Origin of the sequence: Bradyrhizobium sp. NC92 (assembly GCF_025200865.1) — a bacterium.
Taxonomy (GTDB): Bacteria; Pseudomonadota; Alphaproteobacteria; order Rhizobiales; family Xanthobacteraceae; genus Bradyrhizobium.
On the sequence record NZ_CP104171.1, the window covers coordinates 6837031 to 6852765 of the forward strand.

General features: G+C 57.1%; 12 protein-coding genes. 6 read left to right on the top strand and 6 right to left on the bottom strand.

All coding sequences use genetic code 11. The features are described from left to right. Positions 1-60: 60 nt before the first annotated feature. Positions 61-225, top strand: a complete 165-nt coding sequence (locus N2602_RS39035) for a hypothetical protein (RefSeq protein ID WP_409241933.1) — start codon at positions 61-63, stop codon at positions 223-225. Further along, on the top strand, positions 222-404 hold the full coding sequence (locus N2602_RS32010; RefSeq protein ID WP_260380591.1) for a hypothetical protein: 183 nt from the start codon (positions 222-224) through the stop codon (positions 402-404). Before N2602_RS39035 ends, N2602_RS32010 begins: the two co-directional genes overlap by 4 nt. Before the next feature lie 2272 nt (positions 405-2676). On the opposite strand, the gene N2602_RS32015 is transcribed toward N2602_RS32010, so the two are convergent. Together N2602_RS32015 and N2602_RS32020 are read right to left on the bottom strand one after the other, a co-directional pair. Further along, positions 2677-2916: an IS110 family transposase gene (locus tag N2602_RS32015; protein WP_260380592.1), complete on the bottom strand. Its 240-nt coding sequence runs from the start codon at positions 2914-2916 to the stop codon at positions 2677-2679. Between the two features lie 112 nt (positions 2917-3028). Continuing rightward, positions 3029-3505: an Lrp/AsnC family transcriptional regulator gene (locus tag N2602_RS32020; protein ID WP_260383749.1), complete on the bottom strand. Its 477-nt coding sequence runs from the start codon at positions 3503-3505 to the stop codon at positions 3029-3031. 372 nt (positions 3506-3877) lie between these two features. Between N2602_RS32020 and N2602_RS32025 the strand changes: the two genes are divergently transcribed. The 4 genes from N2602_RS32025 (at position 3878) to N2602_RS32040 (ending at position 9663) form a co-directional block, all read left to right on the top strand. Beyond that, a protein-coding gene (locus N2602_RS32025) for an IS3 family transposase (RefSeq protein WP_260380593.1) occupies positions 3878-5064 on the top strand; the annotation gives its coding sequence in 2 pieces (ribosomal slippage) (positions 3878-4130 and positions 4130-5064; 1188 coding nt in all). A 1358-nt stretch (positions 5065-6422) separates the two neighbouring features. Continuing rightward, positions 6423-6815, top strand: coding sequence for a hypothetical protein (locus N2602_RS32030; protein ID WP_260380594.1), 393 nt, complete (start codon positions 6423-6425; stop codon positions 6813-6815). A 569-nt stretch (positions 6816-7384) separates the two neighbouring features. Continuing rightward, positions 7385-8968, top strand: coding sequence for a hypothetical protein (locus N2602_RS32035; RefSeq protein ID WP_260380595.1), 1584 nt, complete (start codon positions 7385-7387; stop codon positions 8966-8968). A 14-nt stretch (positions 8969-8982) separates the two neighbouring features. After that, the gene (locus tag N2602_RS32040) at positions 8983-9663 is read left to right on the top strand and encodes an HAD family hydrolase (protein ID WP_260380596.1); all 681 of its coding nucleotides are present in this window, start codon (positions 8983-8985) and stop codon (positions 9661-9663) included. A gap of 264 nt (positions 9664-9927) precedes the next feature. On the opposite strand, the gene N2602_RS32045 is transcribed toward N2602_RS32040, so the two are convergent. The 4 genes from N2602_RS32045 to nifA form a co-directional block, all read right to left on the bottom strand. Beyond that, positions 9928-11262 carry an IS5 family transposase gene (locus N2602_RS32045; RefSeq protein ID WP_128266813.1) on the bottom strand — a complete coding sequence of 445 codons (1335 nt, stop codon included), beginning with the start codon at positions 11260-11262 and terminating at the stop codon, positions 9928-9930. A gap of 144 nt (positions 11263-11406) precedes the next feature. Beyond that, positions 11407-11583 (bottom strand): hypothetical protein, encoded by a 177-nt coding sequence (locus tag N2602_RS32050; protein ID WP_260380597.1) that lies wholly within the window; start codon positions 11581-11583, stop codon positions 11407-11409. A gap of 855 nt (positions 11584-12438) precedes the next feature. Then, positions 12439-13278: an electron transfer flavoprotein subunit beta/FixA family protein gene (locus N2602_RS32055; RefSeq protein WP_260380598.1), complete on the bottom strand. Its 840-nt coding sequence runs from the start codon at positions 13276-13278 to the stop codon at positions 12439-12441. Between the two features lie 623 nt (positions 13279-13901). Then, positions 13902-15656 (bottom strand): nif-specific transcriptional activator NifA, encoded by a 1755-nt coding sequence (gene nifA, locus N2602_RS32060; RefSeq protein ID WP_409241934.1) that lies wholly within the window; start codon positions 15654-15656, stop codon positions 13902-13904. Positions 15657-15735: the final 79 nt, after the last annotated feature.

Genomic DNA, 15735 nt, shown 5'->3' on the forward strand with positions numbered 1-15735 from the left:
CGCCACCCGATCGCGTTTGACATCGTTGACACAGGCGGAGATCTGTGGGGCTCGCTCAACGTGTCAACACGCGCCTCCTTCATCGTAGCTGGGACTGGCGTGACCGTGGCCAAACCAAGGTACCCGCGCGGTTTCCTCAGGACCAGCGCCGCCGAGACGATCGGAAGCGATGGCCGAAGCTTAGGTTCTCAGCGTAATGCGAGCGCGTCAAGGAATAAGCCATGACAACGTCACGAATGGAAGAAGCACTCGCCTCTGTGGCAAAGATAGAACACATTATTCGGAAATTTCGGGAGATGATCGATATAGACAGCTCAATCCCTCCAGATTTGCGGGATGCGCTGCACGCAACGCTTGATAAGCATCTTCTCGCTGCAAAACGGCGGGCTCTGAGCCATTTATGATGGGGTGGACGCCTGCCGACGGCACCGATGCGTCAGTGGAGGCTTAGAGCACCACTTGAAGGAAAGCGGCCATCTCAAATGTTATCTCAGCCAAAGCACGTTCTTCACGCTCGCGGGTGGACCGAGGCGGTAACGTTGTTCGGGACGCGGATCAGCCGAGGTTAGGTCTTGGAGCTGTTCGCAGCTCAGTCGAGTTGCACCGTCGCGTTGGAGGCATGAGGCGAGGCTCATAGGCTCGCCAACTTACTAACTCCTTTGGACAACGAGCTTCGGCTGATCGCGCCGGCCTACGTAAATCCGTTCTGAAGCGACAGAAGAACGATGCGTCCACGCTGAGGCGATTTGCGAACCCGCTCAGCGGCCGAGCATGCATTCGTGGCCGCGAAGAACGAATGGCAACCCTGTTCTAGCGCGAAGAGCATCAGTCAATCTCGTTTGAACTGCGATCTGCCGCACCTCATGACGAGAGCTGCGACTGCACGCGCTACCGCAAGCCTCCATCCCCACCCAGGCATGGTGGCAGCTTCTCGAAGAGGCGCAGAACTTCGCTGCGCCGCCGCTTCCGAACTGGGTTCGCCCTCGGCATTCGCTCCGCGAACCTGGAAAACGTGCTTGGCCAGTTCGAGCCCGAGGGTGATAACGTACCTCACGGAACGGCCCCTCCTTTGTGGCGTTCGAACACGACCACGTTCTAGCACTTTGATGCGAGTGGGCCGTTACACCACAACAAGTTTTCTGGCTTGTGAGATTGAACAGTGGGGTTCCCAAGGAATGATGGCGGCCGGTACTCTCCAAAGAAGTCACAAATCAAAGCCAAAGAAGAACTGTGATCTTGCAGGCGCCGAGGCGCTTTCCGCCGCTCCCTCGGGCAGTTCAGTTCTTCCACACAACGCTGGACTGGATCATCTGAACTGTGTGATGCAGAGAGTCGCGCCCTGACGCCGAAACGTCTAACGGCCGAACAACCTTCAATCAAGATGAGGGCATTGTCTCCATGAGAAGAGAAGGTCTACTGAACGCCGCACCGATAGCGTCAAAGATCAAAAGCCGGATAGAGTGGGAGCCGAGGAACGGCTGATGCCAAGAACTCTCCAGGAGCAACTCGACCAAGTTGAGCGCGACATCCAGCTGTACATGGAGTTTAATAAGGCAGAGAAAGATCGGTTCGATCGCGAGTCTTACGTGTGGACCGCCGCGGATCGCATCGAGTGGCAGGAGATACAATCCGATAACGCTGAACGACTCCGAGATCTTGGCGAAGAGCGTGACGCATTGCGCAGTCATCTTCGTATAAGTGACTTCTGTTGAAAGCCCTTAAGGGTCTTCCCACCGTTGACGAGCATGCCCATGCGTGTGCGCAAGGTGCCCACGCGCTCGCTGTCGGCCCCGAATAGATGCGGTTACGAGGCCCTGATCTCGACCGGCTGACGAGCGTCATGGCGCTTTTGTCGTGGACGAGCCGCGCAACATCTACCGCCCCGGAGACATGGCAGGGCCGATTTCGTCTTTGAAACGTCGGATACCGATCAACTCAAAGGCAACCGCAGTGAGGAGACTAACGCTGTTTCAGTGTGCTCGACCGCGGCTGAGGAGACCAGTTGCTCAATTGACTCACGTCTGGCTCGCGCAGACTTGATGAGCACTACAAATTGAGGCCATACTGACGGTCGTGCGTATCGATGTCCCTCACCAGCGAGTGCGATGATATCAGGATTACGGCCACAGGCTAAGCGCGCAAGATCGAGGCTAGTGCGGGCCATGATCGTTCCACCTCACTCACTGCTACTTCTGCAGGCAACTTGTCGGCTGTCGCGAGCGCGATCGGCGAAGGAAATGGTCGATGAAGCCGAAGGCGCAACTTCACTCGCGCAGCGCCAAGCGTGGATACGCGCGCACCGAGGCGTGGCGATTCCGATGTCATCACGTATGTGGAACGGCGGCCGACGCAAGAGCTTTTCAGTCGATTTTCGTACGTGGAACGAGCAGTCATATGTCCGGCCGTTGCGCGCGGCACATATGGCCGCTGGCCTCGATGAGATCCGCGGAACGAGAAGCTAACTCAAGTTTGCGCGGTTGAGCGCAAAAGGGAGCAGCAGCTTCGTTCGTTTCGCGATTTCCGTCAGTGGGTTCATCGCCTGTTGTTGCACATTGCCCTCTGCCGGCTTGCGCCGGTCAGATCGCTGTGCCGATCACTGCGTCACCGTTGTAGTCGCTAATCGGTCGGGACGACTTTCCGCCCTTGCTCACAAGCGCCCAGATGATACACGCCGTCTTATTGGTCTGCGTGACGGCGGCAATCTTGGCGGGGTGTCTGGCGAGAAGTCGCTTCAGCCGCGCCCCCGAGCGTTCGTTTCGGGCAACCCGCAAGACGGCTGTCACCCCGACAACGACCAGAGCGGACTTCCGGATTTCCCATCGATGTTCGTCCGAGCCGCTCTTTGCTTCCGCTTGAATGAGACCGCGGCGTCAATTCCAACCAGGCGGTGAAGTGGCGAGCCGAGTCGAAGCACATTTAGCACTTTGATGCGGTTGGAGCGCGCCGTTCCACCACATCAAGTTTTTCAATTCCTGCTCATTCCAACCAGGCCGCATCGACAGACTATCAACAGTCTGAGCGCGATTTGTCACCAGCAGGCCAGAAATCCTATCGGTAAAGTGAACCCGGCTTTGACTCGATCTAGGACGACTATAGTCTCAAGCCTCTTAATATCTGGGTTTTCACTTATCAAGCGACGGGTGAAGTGCTCGTATTCTTCCATATTGTTCGCAGTCACTAGTAGGATGAAATCGGCTTGGCCGGTGACGTAAAATCCGCTCATCACCTCGTTCATCTTGCGGATGCCCCGCTTAAAACGATCAATGATGTCGGCGCGATCGCGTTCAAAGAAGATGAAGACAAGCATAGTCACGTTTCGGCCGATTGCTTTTGGCGAGATGATTGAGACATCTGACTCTATCACGCCTTGCCTGCGTAGGCGCTTAAGTCGGCGCTGAACTCCGGATGCAGATAAGCCCACCTTCGCGCCGAGTTCTTCACTGCTCAGGCGATTGTTCCGCTGCAGGAGATCAAGTATACGAGCATCAATTTTATCAATTTCCATGGCAGCATTGCGGCCCGTGGAGTGCGGCTGCCTGATGCAAGCGTGCGACATGCTTCCGTCAAGCGATCCCGTCATCTTTAAACCTCCTCCCTAGCACCTCTAACGGATCTACGTCTTCAGCTGACGAGCGCCCTTTCGAGTTGGAAGTCTCAATACGGATAATGGTCGGCTCAGGGACTCGAGGGAACTGACGAGGATTGACCTCGCCGGTCACCTCGATTAATCCCGCCTCGTGAACTTGCTTCGTGGGATGTCGCACCGCCTCAGACTTGAAAAGACCACCACCCGACGTCGAGCGCTTGGGGGAAGTGACCTGCCACTGCGTATTTCCTCCAGAAGGAGTTAGAGTCCGGCCCGAAGAAGGACGGACAGATGAAGCGAGCAAGGTTCACGGAAGAGCAGATTATCGCGCTGTTGAAGGAGCATGAGGCCGGGGCGAAGACAGCCGACCTGGCTCGCAAGCACGGTGTTTCCGAGGCGACGATCTACAATTGGAAGGCCAGATTCGGCGGCATGGACGTTTCCGAGGCGAAGCGGCTGAGGGCCCTGGAGGAGGAGAACGCGAAGCTGAAGAAGCTTCTGGCCGAGCAGGTGCTCGACGCGGCCGCCCTTCGCGAGCTGCTTTCAAAAAAATGGTAGGGCCCGCCGCCAAGCGCGCTGCGGTCGCGCATCTGCAGGCCGTCATGAGCCTGTCGGAACGGCGGGCCTGCTCGATCATCGGGGCGGATCGGAAGATGATCCGCTATCGCTCCAGCCGCCCGCCGGACGCAGTTCTGCGTGGCCGATTGCGCGATCTCGCCAGCGAGCGGCGACGTTTTGGCTACCGCCGGCTGTTCGTCCTGCTGCGGCGGGAGGGCGAGCCATCGGGGATCAACCGGATCTACCGGCTTTATCGCGAGGAAGGGCTCACCGTCCGCAAGCGGCGGGCTCGCCGCAAGGCCGTGGGGACCCGTGCCCCGATCCTGGTCGAGGCGAGGCCGAACGCGCGCTGGTCGCTGGACTTCGTCCACGACCAGTTCGCCAATGGCCGACGCTTTCGCATCATCAACATCGTCGACGACGTCACCAAGGAATGCCTGGGCGCGATTCCGGAGACGTCGATCTCGGGTCGGCGCGTGGCCCGCGAACTGACGACAATCGTCGAGCGACGCGGCAAGCCAGGAATGATCGTGTCCGACCATGGCACCGAGTTCACCTGCAACGCCATGCTCTCTTGGTGCAAGGACGCAGCCATCGATTGGCACTTCATCGCACCGGGAAAGCCGATGCAGAACGGCTTCGCCGAGAGTTTCAATGGCCGGATGCGCGACGAGTTGCTCAACGAGACCCTGTTCTTTGATCTCGATGACGCCCGCGCCAAGATCGCCAATTGGGTCGCCGACTACAATCTCCAGCGTCCTCACTCGTCGCTGAACTACCTCACCCCGGCAGCCTACGCCGCCCACCTCACCGCAACGGACGATCGGCTGCGCAACCCCGACCAGCTCCGCCGATCGTCCGTTGCTCCACCCGCGCCACTTGGCGTACAAAACCCCGAGACTCTAACTGCCGCTGGATGAAAATTCAGGGGCAGGTCACGACCAGGAAAGATAGTAGGACTCAAGACCGGCCTCTGCATTGCTCCGGCAGCAACTGACTTGGCGAACCGATCATCGGCTTCGAGCCACCCTGCGGAGGAGCTTACTTTGGTCTCGTTTGCAGGCCGGTGCAAAGACATCGTTGTTGTTGTGAGCATCCACCAGAAGCTGAGGACTATGTTGGTTCAGCTCATTGCCTTAGCCCCACTTTTTCATTCTTTTCCTGCGCAGAGTTAGTGGAACGAATCGAGCTGTCCTGCTTCCACTTTGGGCGAGGCCCCGCTCTCAATCTTCAGTATTCCAGATCGGTGTCATCGGTTGCCGGCTCCTGAGTTCAGCATCTGGGTAATCCTCGGCAAATGGACGTTGCAAGACCGCACCCATCTTGCACAGCTTCATGTCAGATTCGGCGACCCACTTCTTCAATACCGAGACGTTCGCGAGCTAAACGGTATGATCCAAGAACAGATGCTGAGCGCTGCTTCGGCAACTATCGAGAATCAGAGACTGCCAGTTGCCAAAGCACGCTTCTGAGCGAGGCCTGCTCTTGTTCGGCTGAGAGAGGACACGGTGCCTCTATCGCAGAGATGTTCAATTGCTTCCCGTGTTAATTGAGCTCTTCCAGAATCCCATCTCTGTTTGCGCGAAGCTTCTGTGGTGGCAAACGCACTTCAGCTAGCTCGCCACCTTGTGCCAAGAGGTGACTGACAGACTGATAGGCGCTCCCGCCGCCCCGTCTCGTTGCGATCAGGTGTCACGCGATTGCAATTTCTGGCCCTTTTCTCGGGGCGAGCACGATGCTGCGGTTGACGAGGCGCCCGCCAGAAGCAACATCGCTCGACGATTGAGTCATCCTCCCGCTGCGTTTCCGCTTGAACGCCCCCTTCCGAACGCTCACCACAAGCACCTCCGTGCCCAGACCGGTGAAAAACTGCACGTCATGAAGCTCAGGACCCGAATGCCCTTCGGAAGTTCAGGCTTCGCCTCACAGCAGCTATGGCATTGCCTTACTTGCACTTGAAATCGATTTCAGATTATGCGTTGTCCTAGCCAAAGTCAAGCATGCTGCAGACTGGGAATGACAATGCCTGGTCGTGCGGGTGGGTAAAATCGGGTAGACGCGGTGAAGGCCACATTTTACGGTAAGCTGGCCACTCAGCTATCGGCTAAACCCGAAGGCGCGTTCCTGGAAATCTACGCGCCATCTTTGCGCAGCCTTCCGGCGGGCTCCATGCTCGTGATGGCAACCTTGCCTGTCGTCGATTGGAACGACTGCCTTTTGCAAAGCTTGCGCACTATTGATAAGACCACATCCGCACAAGTCTACGCAGCGATGCGTGATGATCGATCCGTTCGCGTGCTGGCAAGATTTTGTCGACGCCCTGAAAGTTGCCGGCATAACCGGCGTCATAAACTTCCCACCAGCGTCAATCATCGAATTATCGAATGCTGGAGAGCCGCATGAGGCCGGGCAGGAGCTCGAGCTTAGTCGTATGGAATGGTTCGGAAGCTCGGGCTTCAGGACAATGTTCGCGGCTACTTGCACTTGTGAGACGGCAACCGTGGAGAGTCGGCTGGGGTCCTCTCTCGACGGCATTCTTTATTTACCGCCAGAAGCCCTGACCGTGCCGGTCGGCTCCGACATGGAGTTGGTGCACATCAGTCACCGCCACGGATCGTCGGCGCCGAAGCTGGCGCTCGCGGAACGGATGGTTCTGAAGCGGCCGATGTAAAGCGAGTGAGTTCAAGCGATTCGAGTAGTTGCACTTTTTGGTACAAGCTTTGTAGAGAGCCTCAGAGGCAGTGCAGTCCTTCTGCAGTCAATTTCATTTTCAGCTTTTCCATTCCACTTGCGTTCCCACAACAGAATGTGAAGATTTGGCTTCGCGCTCAGCAGTCGCCTCTGGATTCCGCGTGAAGATGATCCTCGAGGCTGTTCTTCGCGTTCTGGCTCGCACTGGCCACACACGGCACACCAGTGATATTGGTTCCAGCCTGGACGACAGAGCTTAACCGTCACCCCATGCCCGTCGGAGCGAAGATACTGCGACCACACACCGTCTCGCTTGTTCAGTCTCCAGATCGGCGGTTCCTTAGTCGACTGACGAAGCCTCACGCGCCATAAAGGGACCTTGGTACGCGCCTTGCTTGCCAAAGGTGCAAGACCATGTGCTTCGCGCCAGCCGAGCGGGCTACTTCCGCGCGGTGTTCGGTTCCAGACATGAATGTCTGCAACCGAACAGGAATGAAAAACAACAAGCCCCGATGGCCGCATCCATACTCATAGTCAAGGAGACATAGCATGTCCGGTGTTGCAGGCGCATTTGTGTTGCCTTCAAGCCGCTCACAGAAGACCGTTTATGATCAGCTCAAGCACATGGTGCCGAAGCTTGAAAACCGAGGACAGGCCGGGTTTGGCGTTGCCGCGTTTATGCATGAAGGAGGCTTTCAATATACGAAATCATGTCGGCCACCTCGCAAACTGGCAGGGATTGATCATGATGAGCAGGATGCGCGCTTCAGATCGAATGCAGCAATTGCACACGTTCGCACCCCATCTTTCAGAGGCAAGAGTTACGCTGACTTGGAGCCGCTTGACAATCACAAGGCCGGCTTCCGTCATTTGGCGGTTTGTTTGAACGGGGCTTTAGTCAACGCTGATGAATTAAGCGGAGAACTGCGCGCCGAAGGTCATCTGTTTAGCAGCAAGTCGGATGCGGAGATCTTGCTCAGGCTCATCGAACGCATTTGTCAGAGGGATTACTGGCAGCACGCTCGGCCCGTTGACTACGAGAAGGCCTTTCAAGAAATCGACGGCCTCATTGACGGAGCTGTCAGCGCACTCTTGCTGGATGGCCTGGGAAATCTGACCGCCTTCCGCAATCGCAGTGGCTTGCGGCCTTTGGAATTCATGCAAACCGAGGACGGCTTTCTACTTTTTGCCTCGGAAAACAGCGCGTTTTCCGGACTAAAAGGCCAAGTTGGCGAAATCCAGCCAAGTCACATCAAGCTTGTCAACGGCAGAACGGGTGTTTGCCTTGATAGCTTTGTGGGCCGTGCTCGACATAATCCCAAGCTTTGCGCCTACGAAACGCTTTACTTGGCCAACGCGAGAACGTTGGTACGCGGACAATCTAATCTGACAACCCGTCGCAATATAGGCATGACCTTGGGTCGCGTTCTCTGGCCCCGATTAACAGTCGAAACAAGCTCCGCTCCCATAATCATCGCTTCCATGCCGCGCACCGGTGGACCATATGCCGACGGTTTATTTTCAAGCCTGCTCAAACAGCAACCTGCCCTGGTCGAACGAGACGAAGTCATCGCGGTAAGTCGCTCTCAGCGGACGCTTATCGGCGCACGTGGCCAGCGCAAATCGCTCATCTCGCAAAAGTACCGCCTCAACGGCAAAGACGTTACAGATAGAATCATCATCGTAGCCGATGAAGCCCTCATTCGTGGCGACACAAGCCGGGCAGTCACGGAAATGCTACTTGGCGCCGGGGCCAAGGCTGTGCATTGGGCAATCGGTTCGCCGCCTATCGTTGCGCCGAATTACTACGGAATGGGTATAGAGACGATAGATGAGCTAGCGTTCTGGAACATATGGAAAACTCTACCATCCGAAGCGAGGCAGGAAAGCCTGCGCTTCCATAAGATCGCGCCGCAAACGCTCGAGGTAATCCAACACAAAATCGCTCTATCGATCAACGCTGCTACTGTCACGTATCTGCCCTTTCAAGCTCTCCTTTCATTACTGCCCCAGGGCCATGATGGAATCGATCTTTCTGCGTTTACGTTCGAGATGCCGACTCCTGCTGGGCAAAAACGCGCAAATGAAAACTTGAACAGATTGATTGCTGATCACCTCTACGAAAACGTCTAGTGAATGAGACCACGATGAAACCTGCTCTTGTGTTCGATTGGAATGGTACCATCATCGACGATGCCGACGCCTTGCTGCAAACCACGAACATCATACTCGGCCGCCTCGGCCGCGCTGCTATCGATATGCAGACTTTTCGAGACAGATTCGACGTTCCACTTTCCGTTTTCTACCGCAATCTAGGAATGTCGGATAGTGAGATCGAGACGGTTGATAGCGATAGCAGTGCCATCTTTCATGACACCTATGAGCCGCTGGCGGACAAGGCCCCTTTACGCAACGGCGCGCGATGCATTCTGGAAACAGCACGTCAACAGGAGATTTCCAGCATTATCGTCAGTAATCATATAGTCGATCCCCTTCGCACCCAATTACGAAGACATGGCATAGACGATTGTGTCGCGGAGGTTCTGGCGTTTGAAAGCCGTGCTACTCAATTTAAGAGCATGAGCAAAGGGGAGCGGCTTCGTCGATATATGCAGGCATACAATCTGAACCCCGGCTCAACTTTCATCATCGGGGACATGCCTGTCGAAACGGACATTGCACGCGATCTTGGCTTGATCAGCATAGCCATTACGGGCGGATGCGTATCCGAGTCGCGTTTGCAAGCGGCGCAACCAGATTATCTCATTGAGGACCACCATACGCTACTGACCATTCTGCAGGACCGCGGTCTTTTTGAAACCTCATAATGAGGCACGTCATGACACCCCTATCAACTGCAACAGCAGCGACCGCAGGACAACGAATTGGCCTAATCGGCGCAGGACGCATGAGTACCAGCATAGGAATCAGCCTTTTGCGTGACGGCGCCGAGCTGCCCGCCCCGTAACACGAAGCACTGAACAAGCAGAACAAGGGCATCTCAACGCCATCGTTGAATCTGATGAGAACACCTTTCCTGCCGCCGCTCGTGTTCTTAGTCGTTCGTGAAGAACTGGTCGCCGGCGCCCGGCTCAAGCGGTGTTTCGAGCCGGGACGGTCTCGAAGAAGGCTCGGATGATGACACGCAAGAGCTCTGCGAGCCATCGCAGCAGCAGGCCGAAGTTATAGCCGGCAGCGGCGAGAACAGCGTTGATGCGGTCGCCGAGGCGTCCCTTGAGATAATTTCTGTCCATGCGGTGCTCGGCCTTGACGTGACCGATGACGGGCTCGACAGCCGCGCGACGCTTCATCTCGCGACGGATGGAAGCTGTGACGCGGCGGACCTGACCCGAGATCCAGACCCTGAACCGATGCGGGTGGTTGTGACCGCGATATCCTTTGTCGACGTGGATACCGCGAGCCTCCACCCCGGTGAGCTTCTCCATGTCGGCGATTACGGGACCGAGCGTGTGCCCATCGAAGGGATTGCCATGCAGCGCCTTGGCATGGAGCACGAACTGGCCGCCCTTCGGAGACGTCACAGGGGTGGCGATGCTGACCTTACAGCCGAACTCGTAGGGCGCGCGAGCTTTACCCTTGCCGATGCACTCAACCTCCGGAGCATGTAACGCATAGACCTTCGGACCGCGCTGATGCTGATCCTGGCTGCGCACTTGCTGCGCTAAACCGAGCAACGGGCCGAAGCGAGCTTCCAGTACCGTATCGCCATCAATCTTGCGGCGGATGTCGCGGATGATCCGGCCAAGCCGTGTCCGCAGGAACTTGAGCTGCCGCCGGGCGCGTTTGAACTGGTGGGCGTGGGTATAGCGGCCGGTCATGATGGCGGCGCGCTTGGCCAAGCGCAGATAACTCTGGCGTAGCGGCACACGGTTGCGCTTGGCGAGCCCGACCAGCTTGATGATTGCTCGATGCAGCAGCCGCGCGTCAGTCGGATGTGCAACCGCCTTGGGCTGTACCGTGGTATCGACCACCACGCGCTCCAGGTCCTTCGGGCCGAGGGCGCCTGTCTTGTGCGCCACCGACAGACTTTCTTGGATTAGCGCAACGAGCTGCTCCTCGCCGAGCCGCTGCCGCCAGCGCGTCATCGACGATCGATCGAACGGCAGGCGGTGGCGGAAGCTCAGCTCGCCGCAAAAGTATTGGTAATAGGGGTTCTCGATCCAGCGAGCGCACAGCACCTCATCTGACAGGTTGTGCATGTGCTTCAAAATGAACAGGCCGGCGACTAGCCGCGTCGGCAAGCCCGGCTGTCCCGACCCTGCTTGGCACACCGAACTGAAGCGCTCATTCAGGATGTTCCAGTCGATCAGCGCTGCCAACCGCACCAGCGGATGACCCATGTCGATGATCTGATCAAGCGCCGGAAGCAACAGGTCTTTCTGGCGATCATCCCGCGGCTTGCTCATCGCAATCCCCAATGTCGACGACGCCGTCAGAGAATCACGAATCAACCAAAAGCAAAACCAAAAACGCAAGAAAGCGAGGTCCAATACCCCGCTTTCCTGCAAAATCGAATACTACATCAAGACCAATTCTGCTTATTTCTCAGGTCATTTCGCATTCTTCACGGACGATTTCTTACCGCATTTTGCGAGAATATTGTCCACGTGGGTGATACTGGACAAGGCCATAAGCTCACGCTTGTCTACAATAGCATGACGATGGGCATAGCGGCGGTAGCTGCCGGAGCTTGCCAATTTGCCGAGGCCATCGATGTTGACTTGCAACTTTGCGCTCTTTGGTCAGTCGCGGCGCAACCAACAGCGAGATATTTCTGAATTTCAGGCCTTCTTGTTAGGCGAAAAGCCGGATCCTTTGGCCTATCGATTACAAATGCCAGGAAGGATATCGAGTGCGGCGTGCGATTGGCAAACGAGACCAGGTTGCAGGTACCACTGCCGCCGCGAAACCAACGCTTCCGTTGCCGAAGGCAAAGGTGAATTGACCTTGCCTTATCTCGCGCTTTCCGACGGACATGGATCATAGCGCAATGTCCGAGAGGCGTCCTAAGAGATAACTGTGCGTTCCTGCCTTCCAGCGGCCTGCGAAGTGGGGATGGCGGAGCCATCCCCTTCTTTGTCTGCATCTCCGGAGCTCGGCGCTCGCGCCATAAAGATTGCACATGCAACTTCATCGGACCTGCGGCCAGGGTGCAGCGGTGTCGGAAGATAGAGTAGCGTTCACGTAGGGCGCCGGGATTGTCTCCGTGAGTGCGAACTCCAAATTGACCTGCGACTTGAGAACCCATGGTTCGGAGGACTCCCACAATGGATCACAGCACATACCGCCACGGGAATGCATCTGGACTTGAGACCGACGCTGATCGTCCCGCGCGGATCTTGTGTACCACGGGCTTGGACAGTGCGCCTTCCCTCGCTTTGACTGTCAACCTGACGCCTTCTTACCGGCGAGGGTCGATGTACATCGTACAGCCCCCCACTTCCATTTCGCTGCGCACCGGTCGATCAAGGCCTGAGTACTTTTACCTTTGACTGCTCTGGCACCGATGTTTTGGGCTATGGCTGACTTCGTCGTGAAATGCGGGTGCTCTGGCCGCCTGATTCATCGCAAAACGCTCTAGACTACTCGCGGGCCAGTGCGGCGAGGTCCGCTTCGAGGTTGGGCTGGTGCTCAAAAATCGCGTCGATCAGGGCTTGTGCCGGCTGCTCGGGAGCCTCCACCAGCGCCGCTTTCCCAGCCCGCGCCGAGGGAGCGAACACCCGCTTGACAACTGTCGGCGAGCCCTTGAGACCGCACTTGGAGAGGTCCTCGACGCCGGCGTCCTGCGCGCTCCATTTCAAGATCGGCGCGCGGGCGGCTCGCAGCGCATCCGCCATCCCGCCGCGGCGAATCTGGTTGGTTGCCTCGAGCATGGTAATGAGACACGGCAGTTTCGTAAGCAGAACCTGGACACCGCCTTCCGCTCGCCGTTCCGCTTCAAGTGTGCGCGCGATCAGATCCAGCGTTCTGATCTTTGCGACGTAGGTCAGCTGCAGCATACCAAGCCGCCTCGCAATGCCGGGCCCGACCTGAGCTGTGTCACCGTCGATGGTTTGCTTACCGGTAAAGATGAGGTCCGGCGGCCCATATTCCTTGGCGATTTTTCGGATCGCGGCTGCCAACGCGTAAGTTGTTGCCAGAGTATCGGAGCCCGCGAAGCAGCGGTCGGTGAGCAGAACGGCTCGGTCGGCTCCAAAGGTCAGCGCTTTACGTAATGAATCTTCGGCCGACATTGGCCCCATTGTAAGCACGGTTATTTCGCCGTCACACTTGTCGCGTAGCTCCAGCGCTGCCTCGAGCGCAAAGAGATCGTACGGATTGATGATCGTCGGTACGCCCTGACGCATGATGGTGTTGGTCACGGGGTGCACGCGAATCTGTGCTGAGTCAGGAACCTGCTTGATGCAGACGACAATGTGCATGTACTTCTCCATGTTTTGCAACAGTTGGGAAAGCGATCAGCAAGTGTCGTACCATAGCGCCAGTGTCGAAAGACCTCCGACCGGTACAAGAGTTTTTACGACGCTGGTGGTGGTATCCTGACGTTTGGCCGGCGATAGATCTCCGACATTCGTCGTGGATGCAACAGCAGCCCGCTTGATTTGTCGTTGATCTGGACCTGAGGGCGGGAGGGTATGGACTACTTGCGCTTTGCTTGAATCGACCGGCTGCGGATCCCTTTCTCTGCAGCGGCGATAGCAACGTCCACGGCCTTGCTACGGCCAGTTCGCATTGGCCTACTTCTCCTGCGGCATCAGTTCTGTGATTGAGGGCTGTGGGTTAAGGGATGTGCCCTTGTCGTTCCTAATGACAGTGGAGCCATCGTGCTACCATTGATGTAAACTCGCTTCAGGGGCGGCGAAGCGCCAATGTTTGACATCTGTTCGCGTGTTGCACGATTTTGCCGTTCCGATGCTCGGCGACGTGCTCGGCTTGGCCGGCCATAGACATAGCTCGAGGCGCAGCCGCGATCGGGAACGGATGACATGCCGTTGCCGGTAACATCGCGTTGGCGTCGTGCTAAACGATGACCTGCCATCGTGCTTTAGAAGCGCTTGATTTCGATCCCGTATCTCCTCAGCGCGTACCCGATCTGACGCGGCGTCAATCCAAGCAGACGCGCTGCCTTTGCCTGTACCCAGCCGGACCTTTCCATTGCCGCAATGACGCGCTCGCGATCGGCAATCCTGCGACTCCCTACGAGAGCTGCGCTGGCAGGCGCGAGCGGAGCGATCTCGCTGCCGACGGGCGGGGCCAGAGCAACAGCTTCAGTCGCCTCACTGAAAGGCTTAACAGGCACCGGTACATCCAGCTCCCGCACAAGTGTTGTCTCGCGCGGCATGCTCTTCCACAGCTTCGCGGAAAGGCATTGACCTTGGTAGCACGCAAAATCACCTTTGGTGATGGACGGTCCGGGCGCCAGAGTCGCAGTTCGTTCGACACAGTTTTCAAGCTCGCGCACGTTGCCGGGGAAGCCGCAATTCACAAGCACCTCCATCGCACTCGGATCGAAGGTCAACGTACGGCTATTCTCGCTGTTGAACTTTCGAAGAAACTCAGCAGCGAGAAGCGCAATATCATCACGCCTTTCGCGCAAGGGCGGAAGCAGCAACGGAACCACGCTAATGCGGTAGTACAGGTCGGCGCGGAACTCATTTCGTGCCACAGCCTCCTCAAGGTTCTTGTTCGTCGCGGCAACTACACGAACGTCGACCTTGATTGTCTGGTTGCTACCCACGCGCTCGAACTCCTGCTCTTGCAAGACGCGCAGCAACTTGGCCTGAAACGCGGGCGATATTTCCCCGATTTCATCGAGAAAGAGAGTTCCTTGGTCAGCCAGTTCGAAGCGCCCCTTACGCGAGCTGAACGCACCGGTGAAGGCACCCTTCTCATGACCGAACAATTCCGATTCCAACACCGTCTCGGAAAGCGCAGCGCAATTTAGTTTTACGAATGGCCGCTTTGCGCGTGGCGACAGCTCATGAATGGCTTTTGCAACCAGCTCCTTGCCCGTGCCGGATTCGCCGCGCAGCAACACTGCGCTGTTCGATCTGGAGACCACCGCGATCTTCTCTAACAAGGCCCGCAGTGGCGGGCTATCGCCAATGATGCCCGGGATGCGGACTTTCTTGCGCTCCCTCGCATGCTGCTTACGCTCGACTAAATACCTTTCCTGCCTGTCCTTCTCAGCCATCGGCCGATCGCGGTCACAGGTGAACAGGCGGCGCAGCTTAACTGTCTGTCCTACCAGATTGGCGATTATGGTAAGAAGCCGCGCGTCATGATCGAGTCGAACACTCGAGGTGTGGTCCGCGATGCGGTCAATAGTTAGCGCGCCTGCGACCTTCGCATCAATGTGAATGGGAACGCCGATGAACGATACCACGACCTCATTCGACGCACCGAGCATATCTATGTCGGCGGCAGTAAAGGCTGGCTCAATCGTCACGTTTTCGGCAACGAGCGGCCCGTCCGTCGCCACGATGTGGTCGATTGCTTTTAGCGGCAGACGCATTCGGTAACGCTCGTCACTTCCCTCGCTCCAGCCAGAGCCTACGGTCATGTTCGGCATTCCATCATCGTCGAAGAGCGAGACGATGCCCTGCCGCATCTGCACAAACGATTGCAGACAATCGACGACGTTGGCCAACGTGACCTCTAGCCGGCACGGAGACGTGAGTACCTTCGTAATCTCAAGGATGCTTGTCAGCGCGCTCTCGAGCGACGGCTCTATGCTCACCTCACGGTCCGCCTCAGATTGCGAGTCAGGTCTTTCGCCTGCGGGCACAATATGCAGCATGAGGAGGTCTCCCTTGTCATGATCGCCCTCCCTGGCGGCTTGTTCGGCTTTACGAGATTGGTGTTGCATGTCTTCTCGC

What these genes read in the sequence shown, in the direction of transcription:
- N2602_RS32055 (WP_260380598.1), bottom strand. Translation starts at nt 13,278, where the DNA reads ATGCACATTGTCGTCTGCATCAAGCAGGTTCCTGACTCAGCACAGATT.
- nifA (WP_409241934.1), bottom strand. Translation starts at nt 15,656, where the DNA reads ATGCTGCATATTGTGCCCGCAGGCGAAAGACCTGACTCGCAATCTGAG.
- N2602_RS32010 (WP_260380591.1), top strand. Translation starts at nt 222, where the DNA reads ATGACAACGTCACGAATGGAAGAAGCACTCGCCTCTGTGGCAAAGATA.
- N2602_RS32040 (WP_260380596.1), top strand. Translation starts at nt 8,983, where the DNA reads ATGAAACCTGCTCTTGTGTTCGATTGGAATGGTACCATCATCGACGAT.
- N2602_RS32020 (WP_260383749.1), bottom strand. Translation starts at nt 3,505, where the DNA reads ATGGAAATTGATAAAATTGATGCTCGTATACTTGATCTCCTGCAGCGG.
- N2602_RS32030 (WP_260380594.1), top strand. Translation starts at nt 6,423, where the DNA reads ATGATCGATCCGTTCGCGTGCTGGCAAGATTTTGTCGACGCCCTGAAA.
- N2602_RS32035 (WP_260380595.1), top strand. Translation starts at nt 7,385, where the DNA reads ATGTCCGGTGTTGCAGGCGCATTTGTGTTGCCTTCAAGCCGCTCACAG.
- N2602_RS32015 (WP_260380592.1), bottom strand. Translation starts at nt 2,916, where the DNA reads ATGTGCTTCGACTCGGCTCGCCACTTCACCGCCTGGTTGGAATTGACG.
- N2602_RS32045 (WP_128266813.1), bottom strand. Translation starts at nt 11,262, where the DNA reads ATGAGCAAGCCGCGGGATGATCGCCAGAAAGACCTGTTGCTTCCGGCG.